12 protein-coding genes are annotated in these 15,612 nt (G+C 64.7%); 5 read left to right on the top strand and 7 right to left on the bottom strand.

Translation table 11 applies throughout. The features are described 5' to 3' along the window. Positions 1 to 127 precede the first annotated feature (127 nt). Complete coding sequence (locus SB822_RS42210) at positions 128 to 871, top strand: DUF2968 domain-containing protein (RefSeq protein WP_090838137.1); 744 nt, start codon at positions 128 to 130, stop codon at positions 869 to 871. 132 nt (positions 872 to 1,003) lie between these two features. Here the strand turns inward: SB822_RS42210 and SB822_RS42205 are convergent, their stop codons facing one another. Beyond that, a complete protein-coding gene (locus SB822_RS42205) occupies positions 1,004 to 2,191 on the bottom strand; it encodes a hypothetical protein (protein WP_410857455.1) in 1,188 nt (395 codons plus the stop codon). Between the two features lie 164 nt (positions 2,192 to 2,355). Further along, complete coding sequence (locus SB822_RS42200) at positions 2,356 to 2,913, bottom strand: GNAT family N-acetyltransferase (protein WP_086916310.1); 558 nt, start codon at positions 2,911 to 2,913, stop codon at positions 2,356 to 2,358. A 423-nt stretch (positions 2,914 to 3,336) separates the two neighbouring features. On the opposite strand from SB822_RS42200, the gene SB822_RS42195 reads away from it, so the two are divergent. Next, positions 3,337 to 4,638, top strand: coding sequence for an MFS transporter (locus tag SB822_RS42195; RefSeq protein WP_007576501.1), 1,302 nt, complete (start codon positions 3,337 to 3,339; stop codon positions 4,636 to 4,638). Positions 4,639 to 4,722: 84 nt separating this feature from the next. Here the strand turns inward: SB822_RS42195 and SB822_RS42190 are convergent, their stop codons facing one another. After that, entirely contained in the window at positions 4,723 to 6,570 is a 1,848-nt protein-coding gene (locus tag SB822_RS42190; RefSeq protein WP_090838133.1) for a tetratricopeptide repeat protein, read from the bottom strand. A gap of 148 nt (positions 6,571 to 6,718) precedes the next feature. Here SB822_RS42190 and SB822_RS42185 point away from each other — a divergent pair, with 148 nt between their 5' ends. From SB822_RS42185 to SB822_RS42175, 3 genes are all read left to right on the top strand, one after another. Continuing rightward, positions 6,719 to 7,063: an ArsR/SmtB family transcription factor gene (locus tag SB822_RS42185; RefSeq protein WP_007576505.1), complete on the top strand. Its 345-nt coding sequence runs from the start codon at positions 6,719 to 6,721 to the stop codon at positions 7,061 to 7,063. Continuing rightward, positions 7,060 to 8,124, top strand: coding sequence for a cation diffusion facilitator family transporter (locus tag SB822_RS42180; protein ID WP_007576507.1), 1,065 nt, complete (start codon positions 7,060 to 7,062; stop codon positions 8,122 to 8,124). Before SB822_RS42185 ends, SB822_RS42180 begins: the two co-directional genes overlap by 4 nt. A 111-nt stretch (positions 8,125 to 8,235) precedes the next feature. Further along, a complete protein-coding gene (locus SB822_RS42175) occupies positions 8,236 to 9,963 on the top strand; it encodes an FAD-dependent monooxygenase (protein WP_090838131.1) in 1,728 nt (575 codons plus the stop codon). Positions 9,964 to 10,279: 316 nt separating this feature from the next. Here the strand turns inward: SB822_RS42175 and SB822_RS42170 are convergent, their stop codons facing one another. Genes SB822_RS42170 through SB822_RS42155 form a run of 4 tightly spaced genes read right to left on the bottom strand, consistent with a single transcriptional unit; the run spans position 10,280 to position 15,611 of the window. Then, on the bottom strand, positions 10,280 to 10,534 hold the full coding sequence (locus SB822_RS42170) for a formate dehydrogenase subunit delta (protein ID WP_007576511.1): 255 nt from the start codon (positions 10,532 to 10,534) through the stop codon (positions 10,280 to 10,282). A gap of 9 nt (positions 10,535 to 10,543) precedes the next feature. Further along, positions 10,544 to 13,483 carry a formate dehydrogenase subunit alpha gene (fdhF, locus tag SB822_RS42165; protein ID WP_007576513.1) on the bottom strand — a complete coding sequence of 980 codons (2,940 nt, stop codon included), beginning with the start codon at positions 13,481 to 13,483 and terminating at the stop codon, positions 10,544 to 10,546. Between the two features lie 14 nt (positions 13,484 to 13,497). Then, positions 13,498 to 15,057 carry a formate dehydrogenase beta subunit gene (locus SB822_RS42160; protein WP_090838129.1) on the bottom strand — a complete coding sequence of 520 codons (1,560 nt, stop codon included), beginning with the start codon at positions 15,055 to 15,057 and terminating at the stop codon, positions 13,498 to 13,500. Beyond that, positions 15,054 to 15,611, bottom strand: a complete 558-nt coding sequence (locus tag SB822_RS42155; protein ID WP_409373090.1) for an NAD(P)H-dependent oxidoreductase subunit E — start codon at positions 15,609 to 15,611, stop codon at positions 15,054 to 15,056. Before SB822_RS42155 ends, SB822_RS42160 begins: the two co-directional genes overlap by 4 nt. Between the last annotated feature and the right edge of the window lies 1 nt (position 15,612).

Below are 15,612 nucleotides of genomic sequence, written 5' to 3'. Positions count from 1 at the left end.
CGTTTGCGCGTCGAATTGCTTAGTTGTCCGTTCATCTCGATTTAAAGTTCTGTCACAGCGCGTCAGAAACGGCATATTCCACGCGATAATCCGAGGCTGTTTCTGGATACGCACGGAGTATCGACGTATGAAGTACCCCTTCGATCTGCGCCGCACGGTATTGCTCACGCTTGCTTGCGCGCTCATGCATGGCGGCGTCGCGCTGGCGGCCAGCAAGTCGGCGGCAGGAGCGGGCGTCGTGCGCGCGGGCGCGGCGAAAGGCACACCCGCCGACGCGTCGGACACCCAAAGCGATGCCGAGTCCGCCGACGATACGGGCAGTGCACCCGGCCTCGATGCGAATGTCGACGCAAGCGGTAGCGTACAAGGCGATGTCGCCGATCTGATGCAACTGATCCACGACGGCGGGCTGACGGAAATGCGCACCACGTACAACGGTGGTTATGGCGCTTCGCTGTTCTTCCACGCGCAGCGCATGACGTACTACGTCGCGCTGTTTCAGGACAAGCATTTCTGGCGCGTCATCAGGACATCCGACCAGGCGCGGGCCGAATCCATCTATACCGGCTTCGCGCGGCAAACGGCGCAACTCGCTGACGTCGAGATACGCCGGGCTCAGTTGCAGGCGCAGAAGGCATCGATCGAGCGGGTGATCGGCGAGTCGCAGGCGCGCGCGCAACGGCTGCAAGCGGATATCGAAGTGGCGCGCGCCCAGGAAGCGAAGGTCGCCGACTATCAGCGGCAAACGCAGGACGAAACGCTCGCGTTGCGTGACGAAAAGGATAAGGCACAGGCGGAATTGCGTCAGTTGCAGCAGCAGGTGCTGCAGTTGCAGCGTCAGGCGGAGGCTGGGCTGCCGGGGAATCGGTGAGGCGTTTGCCTTGCGGCAATGGAAACGCAGCGTTGTGGTTTGGCGGGAAGGAGAAAAGGGCTGAGTCCAGGATTTTGCTGGACTCAGCCCTATTTGTTTGACACTGATTCGGATGGGTCGCCGCTCGCGGACTTACTTCGAAAAGCTATCGGGGACTTCGGTGACGCGCCGCTGTGACATGTGGTTCATCCACTCGGTGCTGTTGGTGTTCACGCGGTCCTGGCGGATCGTGACCGGCGCGACGTTCCGTACATGCGTGCCCGCCGACATCGTGACGGAATCATAGTCGCCATTCAGGCGCGCCGACGGCGCGAGCGGCGAATAGTCGCCCGCGACAGAAGGCAAGTGACGCGCGCGATGTCCCGTCGAAAGCCGTGCTTCCGACGATGCATGCAAGTCGTGACGCGGCGTGATGTCCGGCGCGCGGGCCGCCGCATGTGGCACGCGACGCGCGCTCGTACTGGCAAACTCATTGCGCTCGCGCTTCGTCGAGTTAGCTTTGCGTACGTCTCGCGCAGCATGATCGATCCCGGACGGCTTCGCGCTCTTTGGCGGGACGCTTGCATAGACATCGGCAGCGCGCGGAGCGATGGGCGACGCGCGCTCCGTGGTGATTCGCGAAGCTTGAGTAGCAGGCGTTTCGTGGCCAGTAGCAGGCGAAGCGGAAGCATGCGTCGTTGCTGGCCCGGTACGCGTGGAGAAAACATGTCCGGCATCACTGCCCGACGTGTCGATCGTCGTGCTCTCGTCCGGTTTGCGCGCCGTCAGATCACCGCGCGTGCGATTCCACGCGACGGGCGCATCCGCCGGGCGTTCGATATTGCCGGAACGGCTGTGCACGTTTCCATCATGATTCGCAGCGGCGTTGAGCGTCACCTCGGGCGCGTCGGCGAGCGTCGGCGACGCAGGCTGTCGCGGATGGTTCGCCATCAGCCACGCAATCGCGGCCACGCCACCGATTGCGCATGCGCCGCCCGCAAGCGTGTTCCATTGACGGCTCTCACGAGCCGGCGTGCGCGTCGGATGACGCATGCCCAGTGGAATCGGGCTGGGCGTGGCGGCAGGCGCCAGCGTGGCCATGGTAGCGGAGGGCTTTCGCAGACTGTCCGGGTCCCAACGGCACATGGTGCGGATAGCGTCGGCACTCAGGCAAAAGGTGCGTAGCATCGCGGCGTACAGCGCCTTCAGTTCCGTGCGGAAGCTGACGTTGGGCGGCAGCAGCGACCATTCTCGGCCGAGCGAGCGGGACACCAGCTCAAGAGGGCGAAGGCGCGGCATTCTGATTTCGCCGACTACTAGTGTGAGTGGGGATGTCGACACGGTCTTCGCCTCGTTCTTGTTCGTGTTGTTTGGCCTCGAAGCGGCGGACGACAGCAGATGTGAACGCAACGCACGTTCACGGCCCGGTCGAGGCGTTGGGTCGCGGTATCGTGGCAGACGGTTGTCGATTCAACGATCAGATAAATCTTAAATATTTAGTTATCTTAATAATGTGTCGATTCGCGATTCAGACGATAGACATATCTCAATGCAGTGATGTCGACGCCGCCCATATGATCGGGCTCGGCGCCCGAAAACTGCCAGCCTTGCCGTTCGTAGAACGCGATCGCGGACGCATTGCCTTCCAGCACATACAGATACAGCTGCGCCTCGCCTTGCTCGCGCGCCCAGTCCTGCGCGGCGCGCATCAGCAGCTTGCCTGCGCCGATTCCCTGGTGCGCGGGCAGCGCATGCAGATTGTCGAGCAGCACGCCCCACGGCGAATCCGGCTGACGTTCGACGCACACGAAGCCGATCGGCTCGCCTGCACGCTCGGCGACCAGCACGGTCCGCCGTTCGGCGCCCGGCGCCGACATCCGCGCACGCCAGTACGACGCGCGCTCCTGCGCGACCTCGCCGTCGAGAAATGCATCCGGCAGCAGCCCGCGATAGGTCGCCTGCCAGCTCGCGCTATGGATGGCAGCGAGGAGATCGGCGTCGGCCTCGGTCGCGGGGCGAAGCGTGAGGGACGAAAGAGCGGGCAGCGAAGCGGAATCGGACATTGCGGCGGTAGTGCGCGGTAGAAAGGAACGGATTGGCCGTCAGCAGGCGGCAAGAGAGTCACAGAGAGTCACGATACGGCGCATGTCGCCCGGCGTCACCTGGCGCGGCTTGCCGGTCGAAAACCGCATCGGAAGAATTTTCTTGGAATAGCGCGATTGTAAGAAAATTGTATTAAATGCACGCCCTTCAGAGTAACGTTATTATCACGGCAGGCCCATGTCGTAAGCGAAATATCACGTTTACCCTGATATCTCGACAGCATTTGCCGCATGAGAATACCGCGCCCACGCAAAGCGCTGCGCCCCGACGGGCGCAGACGCGACCCGGCCGAGCCGGAGGGGCATCCGCGCTGTCCCGGCGGATCGTTTGAACTGCCCAACGCTGTCTGTTCTTGCAGGCAGCGGGCTCATTTCGAGAAAGTCATGGCAATTGCATCCCATGCTCAAGTAGCGACGGACGAATCCAAGGTCCGTACCGTATTCCGCGTCGTCAGCGGCAATTTCCTGGAAATGTACGACTTCATGGTCTACGGCTACTACGCCGCTGCGATCGCGAAGACGTATTTTCCGAGCGGCAATGAATTCGCATCGCTGATGCTGTCGCTGTCGGTGTTCGGCGCGGGCTTCCTGATGCGTCCGCTCGGCGCGATCGTGCTCGGCGCGTACATCGACCATCACGGCCGCCGCAAGGGCCTGATCCTGACGCTCGCGCTGATGGCGCTCGGCACGCTCACCGTCGCGTCGATCCCGGGCTACGCGACGATCGGCGTGCTCGCGCCCGTGCTCGTGCTGATCGGGCGGCTGCTGCAAGGCTTCTCGGCGGGCGTGGAACTGGGCGGCGTGTCGGTGTATCTGTCGGAGATCGCGACCAAGGGCAACAAGGGCTTCTATTGTTCGTGGCAATCGGGCAGCCAGCAGGTGGCCGTCGTGTTCGCCGCGCTGATCGGCGTGGTCCTGAACCGCATGCTACCCGCCGACCAGATGACGGCATGGGGCTGGCGCGTGCCGTTCCTGATCGGCTGTCTGATCGTGCCGTTCCTGTTCATCATTCGCCGCTCGCTGAAGGAGACGGACGAGTTCCTCGCGAAGAAGCACCGTCCGTCGGTCGGCGAGATTTTCTCGTCGATGCTGCAGAACTGGGGCGTCGTGCTGGGCGGCATGGGCATGGTCATCATGACGACGGTGTCGTTCTACATGATCACCGCGTACACGCCGACCTTCGGCAAGGAAGTGCTGAAACTTTCGTCGATCGACACGTTGATCGTCACCGTTTGCATCGGCGTATCGAACCTGGTCTGGCTGCCGGTGTCGGGCGCGATCTCGGACCGCATCGGCCGCCGTCCCGTGCTGCTGACGTTCACGATCCTCACGATCCTGACGTCGTATCCGGCTGTGCAATGGCTCGTCGCCGATCCGTCGTTCGCGCGCCTCTTGATGGTCGAGCTGTGGCTGTCGTTCCTGTACGGCTGCTACAACGGCGGGATGGTCGTCGCGCTGACGGAAGTGATGCCGGTCGACGTGCGCACGGCGGGCTTCTCGCTGGCGTACAGCCTGGCTACGACGATCGGCGGCTTCACGCCCGCCATCGCGACGTACCTGATCCACTCGACGGGCAACAAGGCGGCGCCCGGCCTGTGGATGAGCGTAGCGGCCGTCTGCGGCCTGATCGCGACGCTCGTGTTGTATCGCACGCCGGAAGCGCGCAATCAATATCGGACGGCGTAAGCGGTCGCTGCCAGTGCCAAAAACAAAACCCCCGCATGCGTGCGGGGGTTTTTTATTTGATCGACGGCTTCGGCAAAGCAGCGCTCAACTGCGTAGCGCCGCCGCAACCTCGTCGACGACTTCCCCCCACGCGCCGGGCCGTGGCTGCCGCACGAGCCGCGCGGACGGATACCACGGGCTGCGCGCGTCGCGCGTGAACCAGCGCCAGTCGGCGGCGAACGGCAGCATCAGCCAGAGCGGCTGGTCGAGCGCGCCCGCCAGGTGCGCGATTGCCGTGTCGACCGACACCACGCCGTCGAGCCGCTCGATGATCGCCGCCGTATCGGCGAAGTCGCGGATGCGCTCATCGAAGCGATGAATGTTCTTCGCGTGCGGATGCGCGTCGAGCGCGGCGCGTTCGTCGTCGCTGAGCGCGGGCTGCAGCACGATCCAGTCGATGCCGTCGAGCGCGAACAGCGGTTCGAGCGCGGCCAGCGGCAGCGAGCGGTTTTCCTGACGCTGCGCGCGTCCCGACCACGCAAGGCCAATCTTGCGCTTCGCCTGTCCGCCGAGCGAGCCTCGCCAGGTGCGCCGCGACGCGGCGGGCGCATTCAGATACGGCGTACGCGCCGGAATCGTGTCCAGTTCGGTGCCGAGCGCGAGCGGCAGGCTCAACAGCGGGCATTGCAGGTCGGCGCGGGGCCGCGGCGCGCCTTGCGCGATGAGCGTGACACGCCATTGCTGCGCCGTCGGTTCGAGCAGCGACAGCAGCTGCGGCTGCACTTCGAGCACGACACGCGCGGCGCGCTGCGCCACCACCTCGACGAAGCGGACGAATTGCAGCGTGTCGCCGAAACCCTGTTCGGCGTGCACGAACAACGTGCGCCCGGCAATCGGCTCGCCGTTCCAGCGCGGCAGCAGCGCCGTGTCCGGCGGCAGCGCCGTGTTTTCCAGCCGCCATTCGTATTCGGGCAGGCCGCGCTTGAAATCGCCGCGCGTGAGCAGCGTCACGCCGCGGTTCATGTGCGCGATGGCTTGATCGGGCCGCAGGCGCAGCGCCTGGTCGAAGGCGCGCAGGGCGGCGTCGTACGCGCCGAGCGCGTGATGCGCGGCGCCGAGACTCAGCCAGGCGAGCGCGAAGTTCGGGTCGAGACCCACGGCGCGCTCGAAGCGCGGCCGGGCTTCTTCGTGACGGCCGAGCGAGGCGAGCGCGTTGCCGAGGCCGAACAGCGCGGGCGGCAGGTTCGTCTGCAGCGTGAGGACGGCTTCGAATTCGGCGACGGCTTCGTGATGCTGTCCCGTCGCGTCGAGCGTATTGCCCAGGTTGAAGCGCGCGGCAACAAAGCGCGGTTCGATCTTGAACGCCGCGCGAAAATGCGCGATCGCCTCCCTGGCCGAGCCGAGCGCATTGAGCGCCATGCCGATGTTGTTGTGCGCGCCCGCATGGCCGGGCCGCAGTTCGAGCGCGCGCCGGAACGAATCGACGGCTTCGCGGTGCCGGCCGAGCGCGTGCAGCGCATTGCCGAGATTGACGTGTGACGACGCGTCCAGCGGCTGCAGGCGCAGTGACTTCTGGAACGCGTCGACCGCGTCTTCGTGGCGCCCGGCGAGCGCGTACGCATTGCCGAGGTTGTAATGCGCCATCGGAAACGTCGGCGCGAGGGTCAGCGCATTGCGAAAGCGTTCGATTGCCTGGTCGAGCCGGCCGAGCGCCTTCAGCGCGTTGCCGAGGTTGAGTTGCAGCGCGGCGTCCTGCGGGCGCAAATCCGCGGCGCGGCGCACGAGGTCGGCCGCTTCTTCGTGCTGGCCTTGCTGATGGCGCAGCACGCCAAGCAGATGCAGCGCATCGACGTGGACGGGATCGAGTTCAAGCGTGGCGCGATAGTCGCGCTCGGCGTCGTCGAGCCGTCCGTCGCGATGCGCGCTGTAGGCGCGGTCGAATACTGGATGCATGACGCAGGCGAGGGTGTGAGGCAGGAAAACGCGCATTTTCCCATACTCGGCGCATGCCCCCCGACTTGACGCGGATAGTGTTGCTCAATAACATATGAACACATGTTCAAATGTACGTATCGACGTTGCGTCGATACGGGTGCCCTCAATGTCTACCGTGCTCTCTCTGAATACCGACGACCGTGTCGTGCAGATCGCCGATTTGTTCCGCCTGCTGGGCGACCCGACGCGCCTGCGCATCGTGCTCGCTTGCGTCGACGAGCGGCGCGCGGTGGGCGCGATCGCCGAATCGCTGAATCTGTCGCCTTCGCTCGTCAGCCATCATCTGCGGCTGTTGCGGGCGGCGCGCATCGTTCGCGCGGAGCGGCAGGGCAAGCAGGTTTTCTACGTCGCCGCCGACGGCCACATCAGCGGCATGCTGACCGACATGCTCGAGCACGTCGCCGAACCCGTCAGCGAATCCGCCGCCGACCTCACGCAGGATCACGCATGAAATACACCGCTCATCAGACCAACGGCACGACGCCGCAGCATCAGCCGAAGTCCGACGCGCATGTGCACACGGACGCGTGCGATCACGCGGCGCACGACCACGAACCGCACGAAGCGGGCAACAAGGGGTCGCACGCGCATCATCATGGGCACGGTGGGCATCACCACCATCACGCGCCCGCGTCAGGCCACGGACGCGCGTTCGCGCTCGCCGTCGTGCTGAATGTCACGATCGTCGTCGTGCAGGCGATCTACGGCGTGCTCGCCAATTCGACCGCGCTGCTCGCCGACGCCGGACACAATCTCTCCGACGTACTCGGACTGCTGCTCGCCTGGGGCGCAACCTGGCTCGCGACGCGCCGCCCGTCCGCGCGCTACACGTTCGGCCTCGGCGGCTCGTCGATTCTCGCGAGCCTGCTCAATGCGGGGCTGCTGCTGTTCGCGTGCGGTGTGATCGTCGCGGAAGCGGTCGGCAGGCTGTTTCATCCGTCGCCCGTCGCGGGTCTCGACGTGTTCATCGTCGCGCTCGTCGGCATGGTCGTGAACGGTTTCTCGGCATGGCTTTTCATGCGCGGCCAGGAAGACGACCTGAACATTCGCGGCGCGTTTCTGCATATGGCTGCCGACGCGGCCGTGTCGGCCGCGGTTGCCGTTAGCGGCCTCGCCATTCTTTTCAGCGGCTGGACATGGCTCGACCCGGTGATGAGCATCGTCGTGGTCGCGGTGATCGTGTACGGCACGTGGGGCCTGCTGCGCGATTCCATCAAGCTCGCGCTCAACGGCGTGCCGCCCGGCGTCGACGTGCAGAAAATTCGCGAGTATCTCGCCGCGCAGCCCGGTGTCACCGACGTGCACGACCTGCACGTATGGGCGCTGTCGACGACGGGTAACGCGCTGTCCGCGCATCTCGTGATTCCGGACGGCCATCCGGGCGACATGGTGATCGACGGGATCGTCGGCACGCTGCGCGCGGAGTTCGACATGCACCACGCGACGCTGCAGGTCGACATGGGCACGACGCAGCACCGCTGTTCGCTCGATCGCGCGCCGCACGCGCACTGAGCGATAAGTCGCATGGCTGATGCGGGTTTGATGCGCCGCGTCGTCGGCCACACCGCAGCTAGCGGAATGCTCGGCGTACACTAATGAGCATGTCCGACTGCGGAGGTCTGCATGACGGGTGCTTCCTTCGACGTGCCGCCCGTGCTGATCGTCGGCGCGGGGCCGACGGGGCTGGCGGCAGCCATGAGTCTTGCGCGTGCCCAGGTGCCCGTACGGCTCATCGACAAGGCGCAGCAAGCGGATCCGCATTCGCGCGCGATCGGCATTCAGGCGCGCACGCTCGAACTGCTGGAGCAACATCGCCTCGTCGAACGGTTTCTCGAACTCGGTCATCGCGCGCGTACCGCTAATCTGTATTCGAACGGGCATCGGCTGACGCGGCTCGATTTCGATCCGCTGCAAACGCGCTATCCGTATCTGCTGTTTCTCGATCAGTCTGTCACTGAGCGCCTGCTGACGGAGCATCTCGCGACGTTCGGCGTGCACGTCGAACGTGGCGTCGAGCTGACGATGTTCGCGCAGGGCTCGGCGGGCATCAACGCGACACTGCAACGCGCGGACGGCCGTATCGAGACGCTGCACCCGTCGTACATGATCGCCGCCGACGGCGCACACAGCGCGATCCGTCACCGGCTCGGCATGAGCTTCGCGGGTAAGACCTTCGAGCAGACCTTCCTGCTCGCCGACGTCGAAGCGGATACCGGCTGGTCCGACGACGAGTTTCATATCTTCGCGTCGGGCGCGGGGCTGGCGGCGCTCTTTCCGATGGGCAAGGGCCGGCATCGGCTGATTGCCGATCATCCCGCGATGCCGGCGCGCGAGCCGGCCGAGGCAGCGTCGAGCGGCGACCCGGCGCCGCTTGCGTCGATTCCCGCGCCTACGCTCGACGAATGCCGGCTGATTGCGAAGAGCCGTATTCATCATCCCGTCGAACTGAGCAGCCTGTCGTGGTCCGGCTATTTTCATCTGAATAGCCGCATGGTCGAGCAACTGCGCGCGCAGCGCGTGTTCCTCGCGGGCGACTCTGCGCATGTGCACAGTCCCGCGGGCGCGCAGGGGATGAATACGGGCATTCAGGAAGCGTTCAATCTCGGCTGGAAAATCGCGCGTGTGCTGAAGGGCGACGCGCCCGACCGGCTGCTCGACACGTACCATCTCGAACGTCATCCGATTGAACGCGACGTGCTGCGGCAGACGAGTTTCGTCACGCACATGGCGGAAGCGGACCACGGGCCGCTCAAGCTGCTGCGCGAGCGCGTGATGCCCGTGCTCGCCGCGCTAGGGCCGTTGCGTGATGCCGCGCGTCTCACCGTCAGCGAACTGTCTATCCAATACCGGCGCTCGCCGCTGACGCTCGAACGCATACTCGACGGCGGGCCGCGCGCAGGCGAACGCGCGCCCGATGCGCTCGTGCATGTCGTCGATGGACCGTTGGGACGCGTGCCCGGCATCGGCTGCATTTTCGATCTGCACGACCCGGCGTTCTTCTCGCTGTTTCTGCTCGTCGATCCGCCGGAGGAACCGGGAATGGGCAACGGCAAAATACTGTCATTGCATCGCAAGCCCGTGCGCGCTGCCGATCTGGACCGTTTCGCCGCCGCCGTCGAAGATCTGCTGCCGGGTGCGGTGCGCGTGTGGCGCGTGTCGGATGTGAGCGGCGAGGGCGGCGGGCCGTCGCTCAGCGAATCGTTCGGACGCACGCGGCCTTCGTTCTATCTGGTGCGGCCTGACGGTTATGTTTGCGCGCGCGGCCGGCCTGGCTCCGATCTGAACGGGCTGTTGCGGCATTGCGAAGCGTGGTTCGCGAAAGGTGCGCCGTCTGAGCCGGCGGCGCCGTGACGCACCAATGCACAAGTTCGTTGCAGGTGCTGGGATGTTTTTTTGCTTTTGCGCTGGCATCCGGGTAGCGGTGTTTGTTGCGAAGGCGTTGCCGGACTTGGCGCTGGCATCCGCGATTCGTTAGCGTGCTTCAAGCGTCGCCCCGCACAGGGGCAACGCGTGAAGTACGAAGGCATAGCGCGGATGCCAGCGACAGCAACAGCAAACCCAAAACAACGACAACCCCAAAAAAAGCGTCCGCATCGCTTCCGACACGAACGCCCAAGTGCTGTTGCTATTGCGTGAACGCCGGCCGACGCCCGGCAAATGAAGCGCCTTAAGCCGGCGCAGCCTCCTTCGGCGTCAAATCCTCGCGATGCCTGACCAGCGCCTCACGAACCATCTCGTGCAGTTCCAGCTCGACGCCCTCAGGATTCGCATGCAGCGTAGCCAGAATCGAGCGCCGCATACGCGGTTCCCAGAACCGCCGGATATGATCGGCAATATTGTCGATCGCTTCGTCGCGGTCCGGCATCGACTCGAAGAAATCGCCGATGCGGTTTGCCATGTCGACCAGGTTATGTGCGTCCATTGCGTTGCCTCATTTGCCTGACGTTGTGGCCATCTCACGCTTGCTGAGATGCTCGAGCTGCTCGTTGTTGAAGCGCGAGTACTCCTTCTGCCATTGCGACGGCTGCTCGACGGGCATCACCTGCACGGCCGTCACCTTGTACTCGGGGCAGTTCGTCGCCCAGTCGGAGCTGTCCGTCGTAATCACGTTCGCGCCAGATTCGGGGAAGTGGAACGTCGTGTAGACCACGCCCGGCTGCATCCGGTCCGCCACCTTCGCGCGCAACACGGTGTAGCCCGCGCGCGACTCGATGCCGACCCAGTCGTCGTCCTTGATGCCACGGTCTTCGGCGTCGTGCGGATGAATCTCCAGACGGTCCTCGTCGTGCCAGAGCGAGTTCTCCGTGCGGCGCGTCTGCGCACCGACGTTGTACTGCGACAGAATACGGCCCGTCGTCAGGATCAGCGGGAACTTCTGGTTGACCTTTTCCGGCGTCGCGACGTACTTCGTGATCACGAACTTGCCCTTGCCGCGCACGAACTCGTCGATGTGCATCGTCGGCGTGCCTTCCGGCGCGTTCTCGTTGCACGGCCACTGGATGCTACCCAGCTTGTCGAGCTTCGCATACGACACGCCGTGGAAAGTCGGCGTGAGGCGTGCGATCTCGTCCATGATCTGCGACGGATGCGTGTAGTTCATCTCGTAGCCAAGCGCACGGGCGAGCAGGATCGTCACTTCCCAGTCCGAGTAGCCGGCGAGCGGCGGCATCACCTTGCGCACGCGCGAGATGCGGCGCTCGGCGTTGGTGAACGTGCCGTCCTTTTCGAGGAAGGTCGAGCCCGGCAGCAGCACGTGCGCGTACTTCGCGGTTTCGTTCAGGAAGATGTCCTGCACGACGATGCATTCCATCGACGACAGCGCCGCGCCCACGTGTTGCGTGTTCGGGTCGGACTGCACGATGTCTTCGCCCTGGCAATACAGGCCCATGAAGCTGCCGTGCAGTGCCGCATCGAACATGTTCGGGATGCGCAGGCCCGGTTCCGGCTGCAGCGTCACGCCCCATTCGCCTTCAAACAACGTGCGCGTCACCGTGTCGCTGATATGGCGATAGCCCGGCAGTTCGTGCGGGAACGAGCCCATGTCGCACGAGCCCTGCACGTTGTTCTGGCCGCGCAGCGGATTCACGCCGACGCCTTCGCGGCCGATATTGCCCGTCGCCATCGCAAGGTTCGCGATGCCCATCACGGTCGTCGAGCCCTGTGCATGTTCCGTCACGCCGAGGCCGTAGTAGATCGCCGCATTGCCGCCCGTCGCATACAGGCGAGCGGCTTCGCGCACTTGCTGCGCCGGCACGCCCGTCACGCTTTCCATCATTTCCGGCGAGTTCTCCGGCAGCGCGACGAAATCGCGCCAGTGCTGGAATGCGCGCGTCTCGCAGCGCTCGGCGATGAACGCCTCATTTAGCAGGCCTTCCGACACGAGCACGTGCGCGAGCGAGGTGACAATCGCGACGTTGGTGCCCGGACGCAATTGCAGGTGATGCGTGGCCTTCACGTGTGCCGTATCGACGATGTCGATGCGGCGCGGATCGACGACGATCAGCTTCGCGCCTTCGCGCACGCGGCGCTTCAGACGCGAGCCGAACACCGGGTGGCCATCGGTCGGATTCGCGCCGATCACGATGATCACGTCGGATTTATCGACGGAAGCGAAGGTCTGCGTGCCCGCCGATTCGCCGAGCGTCGTCTTCAGACCGTAGCCCGTCGGCGAGTGGCAAACGCGCGCGCAGGTGTCGACGTTGTTGTTGCCGAACGCGGCGCGCACCAGCTTCTGCACCAGATACGTTTCTTCGTTCGTGCAGCGCGACGACGTGATGCCGCCGATCGAATCGCGGCCATACTTTTCCTGGATGCGGCGGAACTCCGACGCCGCATAGCTCAGCGCTTCTTCCCAACTGACTTCGCGCCACGGATCGGTGATCTTCGCGCGGATCATCGGTTTCTTGATGCGGTCCTTGTGCGTCGCGTAGCCCCATGCGAAGCGGCCCTTCACGCACGCATGGCCTTCGTTCGCCTGGCCGTTCTTGTGCGGCACCATCCGCACGACGGTGTTGCCCTTCATCTCGGCCTTGAACGAGCAACCGACGCCGCAATACGCGCAGGTCGTCACGACGGAATGCTCCGCCTGGCCCAGCATCACGATGCTCTTTTCCGACAGCGTCGCCGTCGGGCAAGCTGCGACACACGCGCCGCACGACACGCATTCCGAGTCCATGAACGGCTGGCTTTCGCTCGCGGCGACGCGCGATTCGAAGCCGCGGCCGGTGATGGTCAGCGCGAACGTGCCCTGCGTCTCTTCACACGCGCGCACGCAGCGATTGCAGACGATGCACTTCGACGGGTCGTAGGTGAAGTACGGGTTCGACTCGTCTTTCTTGTCCTTCAGGTGATTCGCGCCGTCGAAGCCATAGCGCACTTCGCGCAGGCCCGTGACGCCCGCCATGTCCTGCAGCTCGCAGTTGCCGTTGGCGGGGCAGGTGAGACAGTCGAGCGGGTGATCGGAGATGTACAGCTCCATCACGTTGCGGCGCAGTCCTTGCAGACGGTCCGTTTGCGTGCGGACCTTCATGCCCGCTTCGACGGGCGTCGTGCACGACGCGGGATAGCCGCGCCGTCCTTCGATCTCCACGAGACACAGGCGGCACGAGCCGAACGGTTCCAGCGAATCGGTTGCGCACAGCTTCGGGATGTTGACGCCTGCCTCGGCGGCGGCGCGCATCACCGACGTGCCCGCGGGCACCGAAATCATCTGGCCGTCGATTTCGAGCGTCACGTCGACGTCGGAATGACGCAGCGGCGTGCCGTAGTCGGTATCGTCCATCGGGCCGCGTTCGTTGCGCAGCGCGCCCGCCTTGCAGGCGCAGTTGCCGGAGCCGCAGCCGCCGGATTTGAAGGTGATCGGATCGGACATGTTGGGCTCCTTGGTCAGGCTGCCGCTTTCGGAATGGCGGTTTCGAGACCGAAGTCTTCGGGGAAATGGTCGAGGGCGGAGACGACAGGGAACGGCGTCATGCCGCCCATCGCACACAGCGAACCCGACACCATCGTGTCGCACAGATCGCGCAGCAATTGCACCTGCTTCGTCGACGTGTCGCCGTTGCGAATGCGCTGGATCACTTCGACGCCGCGCGTCGAGCCGATCCGGCACGGCGTGCACTTGCCGCACGATTCGAGCGCGCAGAAGTGCATCGCGTATTGCGCGAGATCGGCGAGATTCGACGTGTCGTCGTGAATCACCAGACCGCCGTGACCGACGACAGCGCCGACCTTCGCGTATTCCTCATAGTCGAGCGGGATGTCCCACTGGCTCTCGGGCAGATAGGTGCCGAGCGGGCCGCCCACCTGCACCGCGCGCGCCGGACGGCCACTTGCCGTGCCGCCGCCGTAGTCGAACATCAACTCGCGCAGCGTGCAGCCGAACGCGAGTTCCACGAGACCGCCGCGCTTCACGTTGCCCGCCACCTGGAACGGCAGCGTGCCGCGCGAGCGGCCCATGCCGAAGTCCTTATAGAACGCCGCGCCCTTCGCGAAGATGATAGGCACAGTCGCGAGCGTGATCACGTTGTTGATCACAGTCGGCTTGCCGAACAGGCCTTCGAGTGCAGGCAGCGGCGGCTTCGCGCGCACGATGCCGCGCTTGCCTTCGAGCGATTCGAGCAGCGCCGTTTCCTCGCCGCACACATACGCGCCCGCGCCCTTCGCGACGAACAGCTCGAAGCGATGCTGCGAGCCGAGCACGCTGTCGCCGAGCCAGCCGGCTGCGCGTGCCTTGACGATCGCGGCTTCGAGCGTGGCAATCGAATGCGGATATTCGCTGCGCACGTAGATATGGCCAACCGTCGCACCCGCCACGATGCCGGCGATGATCATCCCTTCGATCAGCACGAACGGATCGCTTTCCATCACGAGGCGGTCGGAGAAGGTGCCCGAATCGCCTTCGTCCGCGTTGCAGACGATGTATTTCTGATTGGCCTTCGCGGCGCGCACCGTGCGCCACTTGATACCGGCCGGGAAGGCCGCGCCGCCGCGCCCGCGCAGGCCGGATTCGATCAGTGCGTCGACGGCTGCGTCACCGGACATCGCGAGCGCGTTATACAGGCCGACGATGCCGCCATTGGCGATGTAGTCGTCGGTCGAAAGCGGGTCGGTGATGCCGATGCGCGCGAACGTCAGGCGCTGCTGCTTCTTCAGGTACGGAATCTCGTCGACGACGCCGACGTGTTTCGTGTGCGTCGCCTTGCCTTCGATAAAGCCCGCGTCGAACAGCGATGCCACGTCTTCCACTTCGACATTTGCATAACCGATGCGGCCTGCGGACGTCTCGACTTCGACGAGCGGTTCGAGATACAGCAGACCGCGCGAGCCATTGCGCACGAGTTCGATATCGATGCCGCGCGCTTTCGCTTCATCGGCGATGGCCGTGGCGAGCGCGTCGGCGCCGAGCGCCAGCGCCGAGGAATCGCGGGGAACGTAGATGCGCGTCATACCGTTTCCTCCACACGTTTCATTGCCGCTGCGAGCAGGGCGTCGAACTTCTGCGGCGTTACTTTGGCGTGCAGTTCGCCGTTGATCATCATTGCGGGCGACAGCGCGCATTGACCGAGGCAATACACCGATTCGAGACCGACTGCGCCATCGCAGGCGTGGTCATGGTCGTGGTTGTGTGCGTCGTGCTTGTGCGCGTCGAAGCGGCAACCCGTGCGCGCCTCGATATGTTGCGCGAGCGCTTCCGTACCCATGCTGCGGCATGCTTCCGCGCGGCACAGTTGCACTGTGACGGGCGCGGCCGGCGACTGGCGGAAGTGGTGGTAGTAAGTGATGACGCCATGGACTTCCGCCCGTGACAGGTTCATCGTCCGCGCGAGCGGCGCGACGGTGTCGGGCGGCACGAAGCCGACGTCGTCCTGAATGGCGTGCAGTAGCGCAACCAGCGACATGCCGGGTCGTGCGTGACGTTGCACGAGTTCGTCTGGCGCAATGGCGTTCGGTCGATCCACAGTGGGGCTCCTCCAAAGTCGATATATGCACTTGTTATTCATA

This window comes from Paraburkholderia sp. SIMBA_054 (assembly GCF_046534875.1).
GTDB lineage: Bacteria > Pseudomonadota > Gammaproteobacteria > Burkholderiales > Burkholderiaceae > Paraburkholderia > Paraburkholderia hospita.
This window is presented reverse-complemented; position numbering and strand designations above follow the sequence as displayed.

Coding starts and splice junctions, on each gene's coding strand:
- SB822_RS42210 (WP_090838137.1), top strand. CDS start 128: ATGAAGTACCCCTTCGATCTGCGCCGCACGGTATTGCTCACGCTTGCT.
- SB822_RS42200 (WP_086916310.1), bottom strand. CDS start 2,913: ATGTCCGATTCCGCTTCGCTGCCCGCTCTTTCGTCCCTCACGCTTCGC.
- SB822_RS42195 (WP_007576501.1), top strand. CDS start 3,337: ATGGCAATTGCATCCCATGCTCAAGTAGCGACGGACGAATCCAAGGTC.
- SB822_RS42190 (WP_090838133.1), bottom strand. CDS start 6,570: ATGCATCCAGTATTCGACCGCGCCTACAGCGCGCATCGCGACGGACGG.
- SB822_RS42185 (WP_007576505.1), top strand. CDS start 6,719: ATGTCTACCGTGCTCTCTCTGAATACCGACGACCGTGTCGTGCAGATC.
- SB822_RS42180 (WP_007576507.1), top strand. CDS start 7,060: ATGAAATACACCGCTCATCAGACCAACGGCACGACGCCGCAGCATCAG.
- SB822_RS42175 (WP_090838131.1), top strand. CDS start 8,236: ATGACGGGTGCTTCCTTCGACGTGCCGCCCGTGCTGATCGTCGGCGCG.
- SB822_RS42170 (WP_007576511.1), bottom strand. CDS start 10,534: ATGGACGCACATAACCTGGTCGACATGGCAAACCGCATCGGCGATTTC.
- fdhF (WP_007576513.1), bottom strand. CDS start 13,483: ATGTCCGATCCGATCACCTTCAAATCCGGCGGCTGCGGCTCCGGCAAC.
- SB822_RS42160 (WP_090838129.1), bottom strand. CDS start 15,057: ATGACGCGCATCTACGTTCCCCGCGATTCCTCGGCGCTGGCGCTCGGC.
- SB822_RS42155 (WP_409373090.1), bottom strand. CDS start 15,611: ATGAATAACAAGTGCATATATCGACTTTGGAGGAGCCCCACTGTGGAT.